The sequence below is a fragment of the Kaistia sp. 32K genome, assembly GCF_016629525.1.
Taxonomy (GTDB): Bacteria; Pseudomonadota; Alphaproteobacteria; order Rhizobiales; family Kaistiaceae; genus Kaistia.
Window position 1 is genome coordinate 3,166,486 of record NZ_AP024269.1, and the last position, 19,668, is coordinate 3,186,153.

The 19,668-nt window shown below is 68.4% G+C and carries 15 protein-coding genes and 2 tRNA genes; 9 read left to right on the forward strand and 8 right to left on the reverse strand.

The window, feature by feature from the left end:
- The first annotated feature begins 20 nt into the window (after positions 1-20).
- Complete coding sequence (locus tag K32_RS14725; RefSeq protein ID WP_201400248.1) at positions 21-1,484, forward strand: YcjX family protein; 1,464 nt, start codon at positions 21-23, stop codon at positions 1,482-1,484.
- Complete coding sequence (locus K32_RS14730; RefSeq protein ID WP_201400249.1) at positions 1,481-2,506, forward strand: YcjF family protein; 1,026 nt, start codon at positions 1,481-1,483, stop codon at positions 2,504-2,506. Before K32_RS14725 ends, K32_RS14730 begins: the two co-directional genes overlap by 4 nt.
- A 301-nt stretch (positions 2,507-2,807) precedes the next feature.
- Here the strand turns inward: K32_RS14730 and K32_RS14735 are convergent, their stop codons facing one another.
- From K32_RS14735 to K32_RS14750, 4 genes are all read right to left on the reverse strand, one after another.
- Positions 2,808-3,314 carry a cupin domain-containing protein gene (locus K32_RS14735; RefSeq protein WP_201400250.1) on the reverse strand — a complete coding sequence of 169 codons (507 nt, stop codon included), beginning with the start codon at positions 3,312-3,314 and terminating at the stop codon, positions 2,808-2,810.
- A 223-nt stretch (positions 3,315-3,537) separates the two neighbouring features.
- A complete protein-coding gene (locus tag K32_RS14740) occupies positions 3,538-4,557 on the reverse strand; it encodes an IS30 family transposase (protein ID WP_201400251.1) in 1,020 nt (339 codons plus the stop codon).
- A gap of 216 nt (positions 4,558-4,773) precedes the next feature.
- Complete coding sequence (locus K32_RS14745; protein ID WP_201400252.1) at positions 4,774-5,802, reverse strand: NAD(P)/FAD-dependent oxidoreductase; 1,029 nt, start codon at positions 5,800-5,802, stop codon at positions 4,774-4,776.
- A 144-nt stretch (positions 5,803-5,946) separates the two neighbouring features.
- Positions 5,947-6,267, reverse strand: coding sequence for a 2Fe-2S iron-sulfur cluster-binding protein (locus K32_RS14750; protein WP_201400253.1), 321 nt, complete (start codon positions 6,265-6,267; stop codon positions 5,947-5,949).
- Between the two features lie 812 nt (positions 6,268-7,079).
- Here K32_RS14750 and K32_RS14755 point away from each other — a divergent pair.
- The 5 genes from K32_RS14755 (at position 7,080) to K32_RS14775 (ending at position 16,722) form a co-directional block, all read left to right on the forward strand.
- The gene (locus tag K32_RS14755; protein ID WP_201400254.1) at positions 7,080-13,265 is read left to right on the forward strand and encodes a hypothetical protein; all 6,186 of its coding nucleotides are present in this window, start codon (positions 7,080-7,082) and stop codon (positions 13,263-13,265) included.
- A gap of 215 nt (positions 13,266-13,480) precedes the next feature.
- On the forward strand, positions 13,481-14,719 hold the full coding sequence (locus tag K32_RS14760; protein WP_201400255.1) for an MFS transporter: 1,239 nt from the start codon (positions 13,481-13,483) through the stop codon (positions 14,717-14,719).
- A 95-nt stretch (positions 14,720-14,814) separates the two neighbouring features.
- Entirely contained in the window at positions 14,815-14,967 is a 153-nt protein-coding gene (locus K32_RS14765; protein ID WP_201400256.1) for a DUF3309 family protein, read from the forward strand.
- 229 nt (positions 14,968-15,196) lie between these two features.
- Positions 15,197-16,441 carry an MFS transporter gene (locus K32_RS14770; RefSeq protein ID WP_201400257.1) on the forward strand — a complete coding sequence of 415 codons (1,245 nt, stop codon included), beginning with the start codon at positions 15,197-15,199 and terminating at the stop codon, positions 16,439-16,441.
- Between the two features lie 131 nt (positions 16,442-16,572).
- Complete coding sequence (locus K32_RS14775) at positions 16,573-16,722, forward strand: DUF1127 domain-containing protein (RefSeq protein WP_244669522.1); 150 nt, start codon at positions 16,573-16,575, stop codon at positions 16,720-16,722.
- Between the two features lie 24 nt (positions 16,723-16,746).
- Here the strand turns inward: K32_RS14775 and K32_RS14780 are convergent, their stop codons facing one another.
- Positions 16,747-17,715 (reverse strand): serine protease, encoded by a 969-nt coding sequence (locus K32_RS14780; RefSeq protein WP_201400259.1) that lies wholly within the window; start codon positions 17,713-17,715, stop codon positions 16,747-16,749.
- Between the two features lie 110 nt (positions 17,716-17,825).
- Between K32_RS14780 and K32_RS14785 the strand changes: the two genes are divergently transcribed.
- The gene (locus K32_RS14785; protein ID WP_201400260.1) at positions 17,826-18,395 is read left to right on the forward strand and encodes a sterol desaturase family protein; all 570 of its coding nucleotides are present in this window, start codon (positions 17,826-17,828) and stop codon (positions 18,393-18,395) included.
- A 58-nt stretch (positions 18,396-18,453) separates the two neighbouring features.
- On the opposite strand, the gene K32_RS14790 is transcribed toward K32_RS14785, so the two are convergent.
- On the reverse strand, positions 18,454-18,738 hold the full coding sequence (locus tag K32_RS14790; protein ID WP_201400261.1) for a helix-turn-helix domain-containing protein: 285 nt from the start codon (positions 18,736-18,738) through the stop codon (positions 18,454-18,456).
- 251 nt (positions 18,739-18,989) lie between these two features.
- On the opposite strand from K32_RS14790, the gene K32_RS14795 reads away from it, so the two are divergent.
- Positions 18,990-19,313, forward strand: coding sequence for an XRE family transcriptional regulator (locus K32_RS14795; protein ID WP_201400262.1), 324 nt, complete (start codon positions 18,990-18,992; stop codon positions 19,311-19,313).
- A gap of 75 nt (positions 19,314-19,388) precedes the next feature.
- On the opposite strand, the gene K32_RS14800 is transcribed toward K32_RS14795, so the two are convergent.
- Together K32_RS14800 and K32_RS14805 are read right to left on the reverse strand one after the other, a co-directional pair.
- A tRNA-Lys gene (locus tag K32_RS14800) sits at positions 19,389-19,464 on the reverse strand.
- Positions 19,465-19,525: 61 nt separating this feature from the next.
- Positions 19,526-19,601: transfer RNA gene (locus tag K32_RS14805), tRNA-Lys, on the reverse strand.
- Positions 19,602-19,668: the final 67 nt, after the last annotated feature.

Consider the following 19,668-nt stretch of genomic DNA (forward strand, 5'->3'; position numbering starts at 1 on the left):
AGCGGCCAGGAACGGGACCCTTGAAGCTGACCACGCTGACTGACGAAGCGCGCCTCGCCCTCTCGACGCTGGGCGACCGCGCCGCGGACCTCGTCTCGCCGACGGTCCGGCTGGGCGTGACCGGGCTGGCGCGCGCCGGCAAGACGGTGTTCATCACGGCGCTGGTGCACAATCTCGTTCATGGCGGCCGCCTGCCGCTGTTCCGCTCCTACGCGTCCGGCCGCGTCACCGGCGCCAAGCTCGAGCCGCAACCGGACGACGACGTGCCGCGCTTCGACTACGAGGACCATGTCCGCGCCCTGGTCGAGCAGCGCATCTGGCCGGATTCGACCTACCGGATCAGCGAGCTGCGGCTGACCATCGCCTTTGAATCCGCCTCTTATTTCAAGCAGCGCTTCGGGCCGGGAAAGCTGCATCTCGACATCGTCGACTATCCCGGCGAATGGCTGCTCGACCTGCCGCTGCTCGCCAAGGACTACGCGCAATGGTCGCGCGAGGCGCTGACGATGGCGGAGAGCCCGGCCCGCCGCGCCGCCGCGGCCCCCTGGCTGGCGCGTCTTGCGACGATCGACCCGGCCGCGCCCGAGGACGAGGCGGTGGCGCGCGAGCTCGCCGCGCTCTTCACCGGCTATCTGCGCGCCTGCCGCGCCGACGAGAACGCGCTCTCGACCCTGCCGCCCGGCCGCTTCCTGATGCCGGGCGACCTCGAAGGCTCGCCGGCGCTCACCTTCGCGCCGCTGCCGGAGGCCGCCGCCGCCGCGCCGCCCGGCTCGCTCGGGCGGATGATGGCGCGCCGCTACGAGGCGTATAAATCGGTGGTGGTGAAGCCGTTCTTCCGCGATCACTTCGCCAGGCTCGACCGGCAGATCGTGCTGGTCGACGCGCTGAACGCGCTCAATGCCGGCCCCGCCGCCGTCGCCGATCTCGGCGCCGCGCTGACCGAGATCCTCGGCTGCTACAGACCGGGCTCGACCTCCTGGCTCGCCAGCCTGCTGACGCACCGCATCGACCGCATCCTGATCGGCGCCACCAAGGCCGACCATCTGCACCACGCCGACCACGACCGGCTGGAGGCGATCCTCGCCCGCCTGCTGGCGCCGGCGATCGAGCGCGCCTCGGCCGCCGGCGCGCGGGTCGAGGTGGCGGCGCTCGCCTCGGTGCGGGCGACGCGCGAGGGCGTCGTCATCGAGGACTCGGAAAAGTTGCCCTCGATCATCGGAACGCCGCTCGCCGGCGAGACGATCGACGGCGAGACCTTCGATGGCAAAACCGAAATCGCCTTCTTTCCCGGGGACTTGCCGAACGATCCTGAATCGATCCTTGCAGGCGCTGACTCAACTTCCGAACTCGGCCAGACGGCGCTGCGCTTCGTCCGCTTCCGTCCGCCGGCGCTGGAGCGGACGGCCGAGGGCATCACGCTGTCGCTGCCGCATATCCGCCTCGACCGCGCGCTCGAATTCCTGATCGGAGACCGGCTGGCATGACGAGCGACAGGCCGCGCAAGCCGACCGCCTTCCGGCTCGACCGGATCCGCGTCGTCGACGATCCCGACATCGCCCATAGGCCCGGCGACCGCCCGGTGGTGATCGCCGAGCCGGAGGATGTCGACCTCCCCGCCCCGACGCCGAAGCCGCCGCGGCCGATGCGCTGGGCCAACATTCTCGCCTCGGCGCTTGGCATCCTGCTGTCGCTCGGCATCGGGCTCGCCGTCGACCAGCTGATCCGCGACCTGTTCCAGCGGGCCGAATGGCTCGGCTGGTTCGCGGTCGCCGTCGCCGCCGTGGCGCTGGTCGCCCTCGCCGCGCTGTCGATCCGCGAGATCGGCGGCCTGCTGCGGCTCCGGCGCATTACCCGCATCCGCGAGGCGGCCGACGACGCCGCGAGCCGCGACGACCGCATCGCCGCGCGGGCGACGGTGCGCGACCTCGCCGCGCTCTACAAGGAACGGCCGGATACGGCGCATGGCCGCGCCGCGCTGGAATTGCACGCCGCCGAGATCATCGACGGCCGCGACCTGATCGGCCTGTCCGAGCACGAACTCCTGAAGCCGCTCGACGCGGCGGCGCAGACGCTGGTGCTCACCGCCGCCAAGCGCGTGACGCTGGTGACGGCGATCTCGCCGCGCGCGGCGGTCGACCTGATCTTCGTGCTGTTCACGGCGCTCCGGCTGATCCGCCAGCTCGGCCAGCTCTATGGCGGCCGGCCGGGCACGCTCGGCTTCCTGCGCCTGGCGCGCACCGTCATCGCCCATCTCGCGGTGACCGGCGGCATGGCGGCGGGCGATTCTATCGTGCAGCAGATCCTCGGCCACGGCCTCGCGGCGCGGCTTTCCGCCCGGCTCGGCGAGGGCGTGATCAACGGCATCCTGACGGCGCGCGTCGGCATCGCCGCGATCGACGTCTGCCGCCCCCTGCCCTTCATCGCCGAAAAGCCGCCAGCCATGGCCGACTTCATGGCGGAACTCACCAAGCTGAATGCCGGCAAGGACAAGAAGGGCGCGGAATAGGAGCCGCCCGGAGCGAGCAGGCTCGAACTCTGAGCCCTTCAGGCCGATCAACCCGCACCACCTCATCCTGAGGTGCTTCGCGCGAGCGAAGCCTCGAAGGAGGGTCCAGCAGAGCGCTCCGGCTTGCAGGTGAAGTCCGGCGATACCCGCCGCTCCACGATGGGCGTTCTCTGGACCCTCCTTCGAGGCCCGGCTTCGCCGGGCACCTCAGGATGATCGTGGAGTTTGTTCTAGGAGACAGACAGGTCGCAATGACCGATCGCTCCCCCGCCGCATCGCGATAGTCGTCCGAGGAAAGCCCTCACGCCGCCCAGAGCGAGGCGAGCGGGCCGGTGCTGCCGAGGATCGGGTCGCTTTCCGGCATCGGCACCGCCGCGATGCGGGCGCGGACCGCAGCGCCATCGACGACGTCGTCGGCCCGGATCAGGTCCCATTTCTGGCCGACCGGATAGGCGCCGATCACCAGCAAGTCGGGGCTGGAGGAGAGCTGCTTGTGGCCGACGCCGGCCGGGATCAGCACCGCGTCGCCGGCCTTCAGCTCGATCCGCTCGCCCTTGTCGCCGCCGAGTTGCACGGTGGCCGAGCCGGCGGCGATGCCGAGCACCTCATGCGCGGTCGAGTGATAGTGGTGGAACGGATAGATGCCGTTCCGCCAGGTTCCGCCCCAGCCATGCGAGACGAACAGCCGCTCGAACGCCGTCGCCCGGTCGGGCGCCTCGGCGAGCGCCTCCCGATAGAGAATGAGCGGCAATTCCGGATTGTTGGGCACGTCGCCCTGATCGGCGAAATGATAGGGGCTGGCAAGCATCCTCACCTCCGGCTGGAACAACGGGGCAAACGAGGATGCCGGGCGCGGGGTTCCCACCCCTCTCCGAAATCGCCGCGCCTGTCCATCGGCGGCGGAAGAAAGCCCCTCACCCAACCCTCTCGGGCGTGCGGGCGAGGTTCCCCAATGGGTGAATGGGGGGAAGGCGACGGATCCTCTACCGGCCGCAGAAGATAGGCTGCTCGGGCTGAGCCACCCTCCGCCGTCATCCCGGCGAAGGCCGGGAGGTGGATTCACATCCGAAGTGCAACACTTGTTCGGAGAAGGCCTCGGCCGGGGTTTGGAAGCCGAGGCATTTGCGCGGCGTGTTGTTGTAGGCGGCCATCATGCCGATGAGGGCGCCGCTGTCGAGGGCTGCGAGGTCGGTCTTGCGCGGCAGGAAGCGGCGCATGCGACCGATGGCGTTCTCGATGCCGCCCTTCTGCCAGGGCGCATGCGGATCGCAGAAATAGGTGGCGATGCCGAGGGCGCCGAGCTCGTAGTGGCGGGCGAACTCGGTGCCGTTGTCGAAGGTGACGGTCTTGCGGCAGGCCGGTGGCAGCGTCTGGAGGGCCGCCGCCAGCGCGCCGGCGACCGGTTCGGCGCGCTTCGACGGCAGTGGGCTGCCGATCAGCACCCGGCTCATGCGGTCATGCAGCAGCAGGAGGTTCTGGCCGTAGCGGGAAAACGCCATCAGGTCGGCCTCCCAATGGCCGGGGTCGAGCCGGGTCAGCACCGCGCTCGGACGCTCCGCCAGCGGCACCCGGTGGCGCATGTGCAGGGCCGGACTGCCGCCCTTGCCGGGCCGCCAACCCCGCCGCGACTTGGCCCTCGGCAGGTAATTGCGCCAGGTGAAGTCCAAGGGGAAATCTTGGTGGCGGCGGATCTGGGCATAGACGAAGCGATAGATGCTCTCATGGCTGAGGCGGCTCGGGCCGTCGCGCCGCAGGCGGCCGGCGATCTGTTCCGGCGACCAGCCGGCCCGGAGCTGGCCGAGGACCTCGGTGCGGAGCGCCGCGTCGCGGTCGAGCCGGCTGCCGTTCCATCGTCGCGCCCGCGCCTGGGCCTCGGCATGAGCGGGCTGGTATCCCACCTGCTGGCCGCGGTTGCGCTTCAGCTCCCTGGCGATGGACGATGGCGCGCGATCCAGAGCTGCAGCGATCTGGCGGATCGAGGCGCCTTCGCCCGATAGGCGGGCAATCTCGATCCGCTCCTCAAGCCCGAGCTGGCTGTACTCTCGTCCCATCGCAACACCTTAAGCTGGTGTTGCACTTCGTTTGTGAACTCAGGGGATCCAGACGCACGGGCCATGACCAGAGGGCTAGCCAAGCTCTCGCCTCAAGATTTCCTGGCCGGTGTTTATGGGCCCCGGCCTCCGCCGGGGCGACGGTGCCCTGCCCATAGGACGTGAACTGCAAGGCGACCTTCAGCATGCTGCAAAGGTCTCCTCATCCCCGAACCCTCAGGCGACGCCGAGCTTCTTCTGCAGGCTGGTCGACGAGGTCGTGTACTGGAACAGGATCTTCTTGTCCGGGAAGACGATGCGGCTCGCGGCCTGCGCCATCAGCGCGGCCTCGTGGAAGCCGGAGAGGATCAGCTTCAGCTTGCCCGGATACCAGTTGATGTCGCCGATCGAGAAGATGCCGGGCTCCGAGGTCTGGAACTTCTCGGTGTCGACCTTGATCAGGTTCTCATGCAGGTTCAGGCCCCAATTGGCGATCGGGCCGAGCTTCATCGTGAGGCCGAAGAAGGGCAGCAGCCGCGTCGTCGGCAATTGGTGCACCTTGTCGTCATTGTCGGTGATGACGGCGTGCGAGACCTGGCCGTCGGCGCCCTCGAGCCCCGTCACCTGGCCGAAGACCAGCTTCAGTTCGCCGGCGTCGACGAGCGCGCGCATCTTGTTGACGCTGTCGGGCGCGGCGCGGAAGGCGTCGCGGCGGTGCATCAGCGTGACGCTCCTGGCGATCGGCTGCAGGTTCAGCGTCCAGTCGAGCGCGGAATCGCCGCCGCCGACGATCAGGATGTCATGGTCGCGGAACGCTTCCATCTTGCGGACGGAATAGAAGACGGACTTGCCCTCGAAAGCCTCGATGCCCGGCACCGGCGGCCGCTTCGGCTGGAACGAGCCGCCGCCGGCCGCGATGACGACGACTTTGGTCAGAAACACCTTGTCGGCGTCGGTGGTGACGCGGAACGAGCCGTCCTCGAGCCGCTCGATGGCGTTGACCATCTCGCCGAAATGGAAGGTGGGATCGAACGGCTTGATCTGCGCCAGCAGGTTTTCCGTCAGCCCGTCGCCGGTGATGATCGGAAAGGCCGGAATGTCGTAGATCGGCTTTTCCGGATAGAGCTCGGCGCACTGGCCGCCCGGCTTGTCGAGGATGTCGATCAGATGGCAACGGACGTCGAGCAGGCCGAGCTCGAAGACGGCGAACAGTCCCACCGGGCCCGCACCGACGATGACGACATCGGCTTCGATCGTTTCGCTCATGGTCATTCCGTTGCAAGTGAGGACGCGCCAAAGAATGCGCGCGACGTTTACCGGCTGGGACAGCCGCTGCAAAGCATCAAAGTTCTGCCATCCGGCGCAGCCGGAGCAAAACCTTCCTCGCCGACCCGATCGGACCCGGCGTTCTCAGCCCTGGCGCTCGGGGATGCGGACGATCAGCCCGTCGAGCTCCGGCTTGACGCGGATCTGGCAGGAAAGCCGCGAGTTCGGCTGCACGTCCTGCGCAAAATCCAGCATATCCTCTTCCATCGGCTCCGGCTCGCCGGTTGCCTCGACCCAGGCCTCGTCGACATAGACGTGGCAGGTCGCGCAGGCGCAGGCGCCGCCGCATTCCGCCTCGATGCCCGGAATGGCATTGCGGACGGCGTTTTCCATGACGGTGGTGCCGTCGCGGGCTTCGATGTCGTAGGGCGTGCCATCGAAGGCAATATAAGTGATCTTGGCCATGGGATCCGGAACGCTGGAAAGGTCCGCCCCCTATAGGCGAAATGGGCCGCGCGTGCCAAGGCCGCATGTGTCTCGGCCGCTTGCAGCAGGACCCGGACGAGCCCGCCGCTGCGCCCCGCCCTGCCCGCGACCACCGCCGCCGCGAGACGGTACGCCCCGTCGGCAAGGGCCGATCCGCGCGATTCCCCCAGAAATCTGGTCTTATCGTTAACGAAAACAAGCCGCCGTCGGGCCTGAGAAAAACCGGCCGCCTTTCCGTCTCGCGCCGCCGCAACGGGCGAGGCACAGGCGCCGCGAACATCAGTCGAGCGACAGATGATCGATGCGCGAAAACTCTGCGCGCAAGAATTATCAAGCGAACGACATTGGTATTCATTGCCCGGCGCAAGGCACAAAACACCTTGGCGAACGGCGTCGCCAGAATTTTCGATCAAAAAGCACGCCGAACGATTTGCCGGCCCGCGAGCTGACTCAACGAAAGCCATGACTCGACGTCACCGGAGGGAGCCGGGAGCACGAACCGGTCGCCGAGTCGTTCGTCAATACCTTGTTAACAAATGACGGCCGAAAGCCGTGCTTTCTTGTACCCCCGCCTCGAATGTGCCAAAAGGTGAGGCTACGGGCAAGGGTGTGAAGGCCGATCGGACATCGCGCAGTATTGCGATGTCGGAGGACGGGCTGATCTACGGGGCATAGCTGCATCGGCGCATGTATCAAGCGCCTGCTGTGTCCTGGAAGCATCCTCGTGCTTTCGGCGGGTCAAACCGTCGAAGCGGCCGACAGAGTATCGAGTACGGACGCGAGGCTAGAAAATGGCGAATAACCCGAAGTCCAAGGACCCGGCGGATGCAGCGCTCTCCGCCGTGGAGGAAGCGCTCCGGATCGATTTCAACGCACCGAGCGGCGGTCCAAAGGCGGCGGCACCCGTCGTCCCGCGCGACCGGCGCCTCGAACAGCCCCGGCTGCAGGACGCTCCCCGCAAGGGTGATGCGCCGCGCAAGGGCGACAGCCCCCGCAAGCCCGAGGCGGCCCCGTCCGCAGCCCCGGTCCGCGCCCTCGCCGCGCCGGCTCGTGAAGAGGCCGCCGCCGCCCCGCGCGGCCGCCAGCCGAGCCGCGGCCGCATGCCGGCCAATGACGATCGCCGCGTCGCCGGCGCCTCGCTGCCCGCGCGCCGTCCGTCGCGCCTGATCTATCCGCTCGCCACGCTGCTTTCCGTCGTCTGGGTCGGCGCCATCGCCGCCTATGTGTCGTCGGCCAATATCAGCCTGTTCTCCGGCGACAGCGCCGTCGGCTCGGCCCAGTTCACCAACATCGCGCTCGCCCTCGTGCTGCCGATCGGCATCGTCTGGGGCATCGCGATGATGATCGCCCGCGCCCAGGAAATGCGCATCGCCGCGCGCTCCATCTCGGATGTCGCCGCGCGCCTCTCCGAGCCCGAGGACGCCGCCTCCGAGGCGGTCGTCACCGTCAGCCAGGCGATCCGCCGCGAAGTCGCCGCCATGGGCGACGGCATCGAGCGGGCGCTCGCCCGCGCCAGCGAGCTCGAGCTGCTCGTCCATAACGAAGTTGCCGCCCTCGAGCGCTCGTATTCCGACAATGAAGTCCGCATGCGTGGCCTGATCGACGACCTCGCCAATCAGCGCGAGGCGATCGTCATCAATTCCGAGCGCGTCCGCACCTCGATCGTCTCGGCCCAGGAATCGCTCTCCAAGGACCTCGGCGAGGCGAGCGAGCAGATCGCCGCCAACATCATCGGCTCGGGCGACCGCATCACCCAGGCGCTGGCCGGCCGCGGCGAAAGCATCACCTCCGCCCTCGGCAGCGCCGGCGACGAGATGATCAGCAAGCTCTCGCTGCGCGGCGAGGACCTGGTCAGCCGCCTGTCGAGCGCCGCCACCGACGTGACCGAATCGCTCTCGCGCACCAGCGTCGAGGTCACCGACGTGTTGCTCGCCCGCAGCGCCGACATCAACGAGACGCTCGAGACGACCGGCCGCGCCATGGCCGAGAACGTCGCGGAGCGCGGCCGCGAGGTCAACGAGACGCTGGCCCGCGTCACCGACGAGCTGACCGAGGGTCTCGACCGCCGCACGGCCGACATGACCCGGTCGATCTCGGTCACCGGCAACCAGGTCGCCGAGACGATCTCGCTGCATACCCGCGAAGTGAACGCGGCGCTGAAATCCAATGCCGACAGCCTGATCGTCGATCTGGCGCTGCGCGGCCAGGAGATCAACGAGAAGCTCGACGAGACCGGCACCCGCATCGCCGACACGATCACGGCGCGCGGCGGTGATCTGGCCGAGCGCCTGTCGCTGACCGGCGACCGCATCCAGGACGCCATCGCCATCGACGGCAGCGGTCTCGCCGATCGCCTGACGGCAGCCGGCGACATCATGGCCAACCTGATCGAGGCCCGCACGGCGGCGCTGCGCGAAACCATCGACGGCGCTTCCAACGCGGTCAACGAGTCGTTCGACGCCCGCTCGGCAGAGCTGACCGAGCGCCTCGCCACCGTCGGCGGCGAAGTCGCCAAGGCGATCGCCGTCCGCGGCCTGAAGGTCAACGAGACCATCATCGCCTCCGGCAACGAGATCTCCGAGACGATCGCCTCGCGCGCCGGCCTCCTGCACGACCGGATCGTCGAGTCCGGCCGCCAGGTCGCCGACAACATGGAAAGCCGCGGCACCGCCGTCTACGACCTGATCATCGAGTCGAGCCAGCAGCTCGCCGACGCGATCGAGACGCGCGGCAGCGCCGTGCACCAGAAGATCCTCGCCTCCGGCAACGAGCTCGCCTCGACGATCGAGAGCCGCGGCACCGACATCCACGAGCGCATCGTCGCCTCCGGCAGCCGCTTCTCGGACGAGATCGCCAACCGCGCCGACCGCGTGCACCAGCAGATCCTCGCCTCCGGCAACCAGCTGGCCGACGAGATTGAGGGCCGCGCCGGCGCCGTGCATCAGCGCATCCTCGCCTCGGGCACCGACATCTCGGGCGAGATCGAGCGTCGCGCGGAAGCCGCCCACCAGCTCATCGTCGCCTCGGGCAACCAGCTCGCCAACGAGATCGAGGGTGTCCACGGCCGCATCCTGTCCTCGGGCAGCGAGCTCGCCAAGGACATCACCGACCGCGCCGACGCCGTTCACCAGAGCATCATCGCCTCCGGCACCGAGCTCTCGGCCGAGATCGAGCGCCGCGCCATCGAGGCGCAGGAGCGCATCCTGTCGTCCGGCACCGACGTCGCCGGCGTGATCGAGAGCCGCGGCTCGGCCGTGCATCAGCGCATCGTCGACTCCGGCACAGAGCTCGCCGACGCGATCGAGAGCCGTGGCTCGGCCGTGCATCAGCGCATCGTCGACTCGGGTTCCGAGCTGGCCGATGCGATCGAGAGCCGCGCCACCTCGGTTCACCAGCGGATCGTCACCTCCGGCACCGACCTCGCCGACGCGATCGAGAGCCGCGCCACCACCGTGCATGAGCGCATCATCGCCTCGGGCACGGAACTGGCTGACGAGATCGAATCCCGCGCCACGACCGTGCATCAGCGCGTCGTCGACGCCGGCTCGGGCCTGATCAACCAGATCGAAAGCCGCACCGGCGCCGTACATGACCGCCTCGTCGCGGCCGGCTCGGCCCTCGTCGGCGACATCGCCGCCCAGGCCAATCTGGCGCATGAGCAGGTGCTCGAGTCGGGCTCGTCGCTCGCCGACCTCATCGCCAGCCAGACGCTCTCGACGCATCAGCAGTTCCTCGCTTCCGGCAACACGCTGCTCAGCGAGTTGACCAGCCAGGCGCGTTCGGCGCACGAGGAGATCCTGACCTCCGGTTCGGGCCTCGTCGACCAGATCGCCAGCCAGGCCCGCGCCGCGCATGAGCGGATCCTCACCTCGGGCGCGACGCTCGCCGACGAGATCACCAGCCAGGCGCTCAGCGCGCATGACCGCGTGCTCTCCTCGGGCTCCGAGATCGCCAACGAGATCGAGAGCCGCGGCAACGCGGTGCACGAGCGCATCGTCGCCTCCGGCGCCACGCTGATCGGCGACATCGAGAGCCAGGCCCTGCAGGCGCATGAGCGCATCGCGGCCTCGGGTTCGAGCCTCGCCAGCGAGATCGAGAGCCGCGCCGTCAACATCCACGACCAGATCGTCGATACGTCGAGCCGCTTCGGCGACCTGATCAACGATCGCGGCCTCGCCATCGCCACCGGCCTCGACGAGCGCTTCGCGGCGCTGCGCGACATCATCGAGGTCCGCGGTCCGGAGCTCGTCACCCGCTTCGCCGACCGCGCCAATCTGATGGACACCACCCTCGCCGACCGCCTGACCGGCTTCGGCGACGCCATCGAGGCGAAGATCGGCGCCGTCGCCGAGACCCTCGACAGCAACACGCGCCGCATCGACGACGCCCTCGACACCCGCTCGCGCCAGATCAACCAGACCCTGATCGAGCGCACCCGCGACATCGCCGAGGCGTTCCAGACCGGCCAGTCGGAAATCGGCGAGATCATCGACGGCCGCCTGACGGACGTGACCACCCGCCTCTCCGACCGGACGCAGGCGCTGTCGGACATGCTCTCCGAGCGTTGGCACACGATCAACGAGACGCTGGGCGAGAAGGCGGTCGAGGCGGCGAACAGCTTCGACGCCCGGGCGACGCAGATGGACCAGATCCTCTCGACCCGCCTGACCGACATCACCTCGACGCTGGGTCGCGAATCGGTGCGTGTCGCCGAGCAGATCGTCGGCTCGCTGTCGCAGGCGACCGAAAACCTGGTGAGCGCCTCGAGCAGCACCAGCGACGCGCTGCGCCTCTCGGCCGACGAGGCCGCGCAGGCCTTCTCGCAGTCGGCGGCGCAGGCCAGCCAGACCCTGACGCAGTCGCTCGACGACGTGTCGCAGACGCTGGCGCGTTCGGCGGCCGGCGCCTCCGAGGCGGTGACGCTGTCGGCGTCGCAGGCTTCCGAGCGCCTGTCGCAGGTCGCCACCTCGACCGTCGACCTGCTCTCGTCCTCGAGCGCCGAGGCGGTCGGTCATCTGTCGCGCGTCTCCTCCGAGGCGGCCGAGCAGATCTCCCGCGTTTCGCTGGAGATCGAGCAGAGCCTCGGCGGTCGCGCCATGAACACCGCCAGCGCGCTGGAGGAGCGGACCCGCGCCTTCAACGAAGTGCTGGAAAGCCGCAGCGCCGAGCTGGCGCAGCTCCTCGACGGCGAAGGCAACCGCCTCGTCGCCGCCATCGACCGTCGCGGCAACGAGCTGACCAGCAGCGTCGCCAACGCCGGCGATACCATCGTCGACCTGCTCTCCACGAAGGGTTCCGAGATCGTCTCGATGGTGCTGTCGCGCACCGACGAGGCCGCCCGCGCCCTGCTCGAGAGCGGCGATACCGTGTCGCAAAACTTCAGCTCGACCAATGAGCGCCTGCGCACCGACGTCGCCGGCATCGTCGAGCGGCTGGCCCAGTCGAACGACATGCTGAACGCGCTGCTGACCCGCACGACCGACAATCTCAACCAGATCGAGACCGGCCTTGCGACCCGCACCGGCGAGTTCGCCCAGGCGATCGAGCAGGCCATCGGCGGCACGCAGAACTCGTCGACCGTGCTCGCTTCGCAGGTTGCGATGCTGCGCGACGTCTCCAAGGACGTGCTCGAGAATGTCGGCGCCATCGCCGGCCGCTTCGAGGACCAAGGCCGTTCGCTCAGCGAGGCTGCCCGCAGCCTGACCTCCGCCAACACGGAGATCGAAGGCTCGATCGAGCAGCGCCGCGTCGCCCTCGACCAGCTCGCCGCGACGCTCGCCGCCCGCTCGACCGAACTCGACGGCATGATGCGCAACTTCACGGAGACCGTCAGCGCCTCGCTGAAGGACGCCGAGGATCGCGCCGGCGAAGTGGCCCGGATGCTTGCCCGTTCGAGCGAGACCGCCGCCAAGGGCGTGCTCGAGAACCTCGAAGGGATGCAGACGACCGCCAGCAACGAGAGCCTCAAGGCCGCCAATGTCGTGCGCGAGGCGAACCGCGCCCTCATGGACGACATGGCCGCCGTCGTCGCCCAGGCGACCAAGCAGTTCTCCGCCGCCACCGAGGAAATGCGCTCGGCCGCCAAGGAGATGCAGCAGGATCTCGAGGTCACGCGCAACGAGCTGAAGCGCGGCGTGCTCGAGCTGCCGACGGAAACCCGCGAGAGCGCCGACGCCATGCGTCGCGTCGTCACCGACCAGCTGAAGGCGCTGACCGAGCTTTCCGACATCGTCGGCAAGCACGGCAAGTCGCTCGACGTCTCGGTCCCCGGCACGCCCTCCCCGGCTCCGCGCGGTCAGACCGCCGCCGCCTTCGCCCGGCCGCAGCCGGTGCGCCAGGCAGCGCCCGAGCCGATCCGCGTCGCACCGGCTCCGGCCGTGGCAGCGCCTGCCGCCCAGCGTCCGGCTCCGGTCCGTCCGGCCGCCGAGCCGGTCCGCGCCGCCGCAGCCGCGCAGCCGGCCCCGGTTCGCCAGCAGGCGGCGCCCGCCGCCCAGGCGAAGCCCGCGCCGGCCGCCGAGGAAGCGGAGCCGCGCGGCTGGGTCTCGGACCTGCTGCGTCGCGCCTCGCGTGACGAAGACCACGGCACGGCTCCGGCCGAGCGTCGCGAGGAGGCCCCGGCCGCCCGCAACGGCAGCGCCGGCGGCTCGCTCGGCAACCTGTCGAGCGACATCGCCCGGGCGATCGATCCGCGCGCCGCGGCCGATCTCTGGGAGCGTCACCAGCGCGGCGAGAAGAACGTCTTCACCCGCCGCCTCTACACGCTGGCGGGCCAGCAGACCTTCGACGAGATCCGCCGCAAGTATCAGCGCGAGGCGGAGTTCAAGGCAGCGGTCGATCGCTATGTCGGCGACTTCGAGCGTCTGCTCGGCGAAGTGCAGCGCGGCGGCCAGGATCCGTCAGCCAGCAACGCCTACCTCGTCTCCGACACGGGCAAGGTCTACACCATGCTCGCCCATGCGAGCGGCCGCTTCGACTGATCGAAACGGACCTTATCAGCAAAAGGCGCGGCCCCGGCCGCGCCTTTTGTCATTTCCGGGGTGTCTTACGCTGCGGCGAGAAGGTCACACGCCCGCGTCACGCGCCGGTCCGGCCAAATTCGCGATTGTCCGGCGCGATGGCGACGATGTAGACAGGCCCTACCCTTTCATGCCGCAATCCTCCCACGCGGCAGAGGTCCGGACCTCCCGTCATCATGTCTGACACATCGACCGCGAAGCGCCACAGCTTCGGAGCCTTCCAGCACCGGGGCTTCCTGTTCTATTGGCTGTCGCGGCTCTGCGCGACCTTCGCCGTCAACATCGTCAGCGTCTCGGTCGGCTGGCAGGTCTACGACATGACCCGCGATCCCTTCGACCTCGGCCTGATCGGTCTCGTCCAGTTCATGCCGGCGCTGCTGCTGGTGCTCGTCACCGGCTCGGTCGCCGACCGTTTCAACCGCCGCCTGATCATGGCGCTCTGCCTCGCCGGCGAGGCCGTCTGCGTGCTCGGCCTGCTGCTCTTCACGATCTCGGGCAGCGAGACGGTGGTGTTCGTCTTCGGCATCCTGCTGATGTTCGGCGTCGTGCGCGCCTTCATGGGTCCGGCGCAGCAGTCGCTCGCGCCCAATCTGGTGCCGCCAAAGGACCTCGCGAGCGCCATCGCCTGGAATTCCTCCGCCTGGCAGATCGCCACCATCGTCGGCCCCGTCACCGGCGGCCTGCTCTATGGCGCGGCGCCGGAAGCCTCCTATGCGGTTGCCCTCGCGCTGATGGCGCTCGGCGCCGTCCTCATCCTGATGGTGCCGAAGCCGGCCCAGAAGATCCTGAACGACAAGGCGAGCTGGGAAACCGTCATCGCCGGCTTCCGCTATGTCTGGAAGGAGAAGATCGTGCTCGGCGCGATCTCGCTCGACCTGTTCGCGGTGCTGCTCGGCGGCGCCACCGCGCTGATGCCGATCTTCGCCCGCGACATCCTAGAAGTCGGGCCGTGGGGCCTCGGCATGCTGCGCGCGGCGCCCGCGATCGGCGCGCTGTCGGTCGCCGCCTGGCTCGCCTTCAACCCGATCCGCAACCATGCCGGCCTGCTGCTCTTCGGCTTCGTCACCGTGTTCGGCCTGTCGACCATCGTCTTCGGCCTGTCGACGCTGGTCTGGGTGTCGATCGTCGCGCTGGTCGTCATGGGCGCCAGCGACATGGTCAGCGTCTATATCCGCGAAACGCTGATCCAGCTCTGGACGCCGGACGCGGTGCGCGGCCGCGTCAACGCCGTCAACATGGTCTTCGTCGGCGCCTCGAACGAGCTCGGCGAATTCCGCGCCGGCATGTCGGCGGCGGTATTCGGGGCGGTCAGCGCCGTGGTCATCGGCGGCGCCGGCACGGTCGCCATCGCCGCGCTCTGGGCCCGCTTCTTCCCAGACCTGCGCCGCGCCCGCCATCTCGACGGTCGGCCTTAAACTGGCGACCGCTCAAGGCGGTTTCCCGGAACCGAACGGCCGATTCAGGCATTGAATTGAAGCGACCATTCGGGGCAACCATTCGGGGAGCTGACATGAGCACCATTCTTCTGATCATCATCGTGATCCTGCTGATCGCCGCGCTGCCGAGCTGGCCCTACAGCTCCGGCTGGGGCTACTACCCGAGCGGCGGCCTCGGCCTGATCCTGATCATCCTGCTCATCCTCGTCCTGATGGGGCGGCTGTAGATTGCCCCCGAACGGAACGAATGCCGGATCGCTCGGGAAAGCGCGAAGGCGTTCGTTTCTTTCGTTGTTTTCCGGAAGCCGTGAAAGGACCGGGGCGACGGGGAGCCCGGAACGAAGGTGCGGGCCTGGATTTGGGGGTGGGCTTCACCACCCTTCATGGCATTCTTGCACTATCGCCTGACGGCGGCATGCGGTAGCAGACGCGTCCCCCTTCCTGGATGCGCCTGCCATGTCCCCTTCCGATTCGACCCTCGTCGACAGCCACACCGCCCGCGAGCGCATGGTCGCCTGCCTGGTGCTCGTCATCGGCACGCTGGCGACGATGGTGTCGATCGACCTGGTGCTGCCGGCGATCCCCGCCCTGCCGTCGCTGCTCGGCGGCGACGCGCAGGCGGCGCAGTATGTACTGGCCACCTATATGGGCGGCTCCAGCATCGGCCTGATCCTGTTCGGCAGCATCGCGCAGCGTTTTGACGCGCGGCTCCTGCTGGGCGGCTCCCTGCTCGCCTATGCCGCCGTGTCGCTGCTCGCCGCCTTCTCGACCGATATCTGGACGCTGAACGCCATCCGCGTCGTGCAGGGCGCCACATCGGCCGGCGCGGCCGTGCTGCCGGCGCCGATGCTGCGCCGCCTGTTCACCGAGACGGGCGCCGTCCGCGCCGTCTCGGTCATCGGCAGCATCCAGTCGCTCGTACCCGGCCTCGCACCGCTGATCGGCGCCTGGCTGCTGCACGTCTCCGGCTGGCAGGCCGCCTTCATCGTCCCGGCGGTGATCGGCGCGGTGGTCGGCCTCGTCATCCTGGCGAAGCCCTCGCTGCTGCCCGAGAACCAGCCCGTCGCCCCGGACCAGCAGCGCGGCAGCTATCTCGCCCTCTTCCGCAACCGTCCGTATCTTCGCTACGCGCTCAGCCACTCGCTGATCCTCGGCGGCCTGATCACCTTCGTGTTCAGCGCCCCCTATGTGATGGTCGAGACCATGGGCAGCTCGGTCAACGCCTTCGTCGTGTTCCAGCTGGCGATGGTCGGCATGTTCATCGTGACGTCGAACCTCGCCGGGTTCTTCGTCAATCGCGTCGGACCGGAGCGGCTGGTGACGATCGGGACGCTGCTGGTCGGCGCGTCGGCCGCGGCGCTGCTGGTCTATGCGCTCGCGGGCGGCTCGAGCCTCGTCATCCTGCTTGTGATCATGCTGCCGGTGACGGCCGGGCTCGGTCTTCGCGGCGGCGTCGGCTTCGTCAAGTCGCTGGCGGCGTCCGCGCCGGACGAGGGACGCGGCTCGGCCGCGCTGATGCTGGCGATCACGCTGCTGCCGACCATCGGCACCGCGCTGGTGGCGCCGTTCATCCAGTTCGGCCTGCCGGCGCTTGCGATCGCCTTCGCCGTCATCACGCTTCCGGCAGTCGCCTGCATCTACCTGCTGCCGCGCTTCGAGGGCGCCGAAAGCGCCAGCTCGACGGTGATGCATATCGGCTGAGGCAACTCGGCTGAGACAAGGGCGGCCGGCCGACCGGCCTTCCGTAACGTGATGCCGGTCACATCCAGCGGCGCGATTTTCTCCTATTCAGCCTCACCGGCCCATTCCGGCCGGCGATGAGGAGAATTGAGATGACCCGCACCACCTCGAGCCTGACCCGCTGGCTGCGCCAGCGCCATGCCCGCAACCTGCTGCTGGCGATGGACGACCGCATGCTCGCCGATATCGGCGTCGCGCGTTCGGAAATCGATCTCTACGTCAGCGGCGCGCGTGAGCGCTGATGCGTCGACCCTTGAGTCGTCGCATCAGAATCCGCCGGCGGCGACTGCGCGGCCGGCGCTCAGAATGGCAGCGTCGGTCCCGAGCGCCGTCGTGACGCTGCCGGCCTTCTCGTCATAGGGCGCGCCCTTGTAGCGCGGATCGCGCCACGGGCCGGTCGTGATCGTGATGCCGCGAAATGCCAGCTCGCCATTGACGCGCGAGAGATGCATGCCGCCGGACGAGGCGCCGGTCGCGTCGCAATCCGTGCGGAAGAACGAGGTCGCCGCCGCCGAGCGCGACTTGTCGATCGCCCGCCGCACGCGGCACCCCTGCGCCACCGGGACGTCGCGATCGACTTCCTTCTCCATATCCGCCGGATGCGCCGTGATGACGATCAGCTTGTCGCCGTTCTGGACGGGCACGTCGGGCTTGACCGGAAACGGCACCGCGCCGGCGAGCGGCTCGACCAGCCGGACGATCGCCCAGTCATTGTTCGAGCCCGCCTTCGGCTTCTTCGAGCCGAACTGCGTGTTGTCGTCGACCACCAGATCGATCATCGGCCCACCGGGGCTCTGCGGCCGGAAGAAGCATTTCCAGCGCCGCTTGCCCGAGGGCTCGAAGAAGACGTGCGCGGCGGTCAGGATCTGCTGGTTGGTCAGGAACAGCGCCGCCGATCCCACCGAGGGCGACGGCGACAGGCAGCCCACATAGCCCGACACCTGACGGATCCGGCCAATCTCGCCGCGCGACAGCCCGAGCGACGGACCGATCGTCAGCAGCGAATCGCGATCGTCCTTGCCGTCGATGATGTTGACGCGCTGGAAAAGCGGCGGGCCGGCATCGCGCATCAGCGTCCCCGCCGCCGGGACGGCGATCTCGAGGGCCTGAGCCAGAACGGGCGTGCCGACCATGACGGGAAGGGCGAGGAGGACCGAGAAAAGGAGCGTGCGCATGGCGCAGACCATGCCATGCGGCCGACCCTGCGTCACCTCCGGCACGTCCAAGGATTTCATCTCGCAAACATATTTGTCGCGCGGGACGGTTCGGCACTTGTAGTCCAGCCGTTAAGCTGGCTCAATTCATCGGGCGCTCGAACAAACCTGCCATGGACTAGGTTTTCGAAATGCAGTTGAGACCGGTCACCTATTATGCCGACTTCATAGTCTACCCAGCCACCCTGGTCGCCCTGGTTGTGGCAGCCATTCTCTGGCACGGAACCGTCAATCCGCTGATCTGGATCGCCGCCTATGCGGTCGGTCTCTTCGTCTGGACGCTGGCGGAATATCTGATCCATCGCGGCGTCCTGCACAATGTCATCTACTTCCGCGACCTGCACGAGAAGCACCACGCCGAACCGACCGACCTGATCGGCACGCCGATCTGGCTGAGCTTCCTCGTCATCGCCGCCGCCGTGTTCTGGCCGAGCTGGTGGCTATTCGATCTCGGCGTGGCGAGCGGCTTCACCGCCGGCGTCGTCACCGGCTATGTCAGCTACAGCTTCATCCACCATGTGCTGCACCATTGGCACATGCCGCATGACAGCTACCTCTACCGGGTGAAGCGGCGGCATGCCCTCCACCATCACAGCGAGGTCGAGGGCAATTTCGGCGTGACGACGTTGTTCTGGGACCACGTCTTCGGCACCGCCCTGCCCGAGCGCCCGGCCCGCCCCGCGCCGGCCCGGCGCAAGTAGCGGCGGCCATCCGGGCGGAGCGGCAAAGCCTCCCGCCGGCGGCGCGCCGCCGTCGCTGTTAGTCGTCGTTGGCGGAGCTCAGTTCCTCCGGGCGCTTGCCCTCGTCGGTCTGGAGCCGGCCGAGCCGGACGCCGGGGCCGCCCTCGAGCATCTGGCCGTCTGCCTCGAAGATCAGGCCCAGCGCCTCGAACACGCCGCGAAAGACGGCGTCGACCCGGGGCGCGACGAGCTCGCCGCTCTCGAACCGCAACACGGTCTCTTCCGGCACACCGGCCCGGCTCGCCAGATCCCCGGCGCTCCAGCCGAGCGCCGCGCGCGCCATCCTGCATTGAACGCCATTCATCTCCGCGCACCCTCGCTATTGGATCCCGACAATAGACCACCACCCCGGCGCGACGGCAATCGCCGCTTCACTCTCTGAAACGCTGAGGTTTCACTGCCCCCTGAAAGGGTTGCGGCAGCACAACCATCATCCTGAGGTGCCCGGCGAAGCCGGGCCTCGAACGAGGGTCCAGGGAACGCCGGATGCGCTCACCGGGGGTTGCGAGCCCTCCCCGCCCGCACCATGATCGGAGCGCAAGCCAAGGAGACGACATGTTCGAGCCCCCTTTCCTGACCGGACGCCTGATCGCCGCGGCCCGCGCGCTGACCGGCATCAGCCTCGACGTGCTGGCGAAGGCCGCCGGCCTCGATGCCGAGACGATGCGCCTTGCCGAGGACAACGGCAGCGCCTGCCTCTCCTCGGCCGAAGAATCGGCAGCGATCATCGAGGCGCTGGAGCGGTTCGGGGCGGTGTTCCTGGCGGAGGGCGACGGACTCGGCGCCGGCGTGCGGCTGAAATTCACCCGTCTCGACGTCAAGCAGATCACCCGCATGGAAGGCGAAGGCGGCCCGGCGGGCGACGACGACGTGCCGTGAGGCCTCGCCTCCCCCGCGCCGCGCAGGGTCCGAAAACGAAAAGGCCGCCGGTCAGAGACCGACGGCCTTTCGAAGTGGTGGGTGCACTAGGGATCGAACCTAGGACAAGCTGATTAAGAGTCAGCTGCTCTACCAACTGAGCTATGCACCCATTCGCAGCAATCAGGGAGCAAAAACAATCAGGCTCCGCGACCGGCGAAAGGTCGGTAATTTGGTGGGTGCACTAGGGATCGAACCTAGGACAAGCTGATTAAGAGTCAGCTGCTCTACCAACTGAGCTATGCACCCAATCCCTGGCGGCGCCGAAGCCTGCGCTGCGACGCCCGGAACGAGGCGGTATGTAGCAAAGCGTTTC

What these genes read in the sequence shown, in the direction of transcription:
- K32_RS14730 (WP_201400249.1), top strand. Translation starts at nt 1,481, where the DNA reads ATGACGAGCGACAGGCCGCGCAAGCCGACCGCCTTCCGGCTCGACCGG.
- K32_RS14735 (WP_201400250.1), bottom strand. Translation starts at nt 3,314, where the DNA reads ATGCTTGCCAGCCCCTATCATTTCGCCGATCAGGGCGACGTGCCCAAC.
- K32_RS14740 (WP_201400251.1), bottom strand. Translation starts at nt 4,557, where the DNA reads ATGGGACGAGAGTACAGCCAGCTCGGGCTTGAGGAGCGGATCGAGATT.
- K32_RS14745 (WP_201400252.1), bottom strand. Translation starts at nt 5,802, where the DNA reads ATGAGCGAAACGATCGAAGCCGATGTCGTCATCGTCGGTGCGGGCCCG.
- K32_RS14750 (WP_201400253.1), bottom strand. Translation starts at nt 6,267, where the DNA reads ATGGCCAAGATCACTTATATTGCCTTCGATGGCACGCCCTACGACATC.
- K32_RS14755 (WP_201400254.1), top strand. Translation starts at nt 7,080, where the DNA reads ATGGCGAATAACCCGAAGTCCAAGGACCCGGCGGATGCAGCGCTCTCC.
- K32_RS14760 (WP_201400255.1), top strand. Translation starts at nt 13,481, where the DNA reads ATGTCTGACACATCGACCGCGAAGCGCCACAGCTTCGGAGCCTTCCAG.
- K32_RS14765 (WP_201400256.1), top strand. Translation starts at nt 14,815, where the DNA reads ATGAGCACCATTCTTCTGATCATCATCGTGATCCTGCTGATCGCCGCG.
- K32_RS14770 (WP_201400257.1), top strand. Translation starts at nt 15,197, where the DNA reads ATGTCCCCTTCCGATTCGACCCTCGTCGACAGCCACACCGCCCGCGAG.
- K32_RS14775 (WP_244669522.1), top strand. Translation starts at nt 16,573, where the DNA reads ATGACCCGCACCACCTCGAGCCTGACCCGCTGGCTGCGCCAGCGCCAT.
- K32_RS14780 (WP_201400259.1), bottom strand. Translation starts at nt 17,715, where the DNA reads ATGAAATCCTTGGACGTGCCGGAGGTGACGCAGGGTCGGCCGCATGGC.
- K32_RS14785 (WP_201400260.1), top strand. Translation starts at nt 17,826, where the DNA reads ATGCAGTTGAGACCGGTCACCTATTATGCCGACTTCATAGTCTACCCA.
- K32_RS14790 (WP_201400261.1), bottom strand. Translation starts at nt 18,738, where the DNA reads ATGAATGGCGTTCAATGCAGGATGGCGCGCGCGGCGCTCGGCTGGAGC.
- K32_RS14795 (WP_201400262.1), top strand. Translation starts at nt 18,990, where the DNA reads ATGTTCGAGCCCCCTTTCCTGACCGGACGCCTGATCGCCGCGGCCCGC.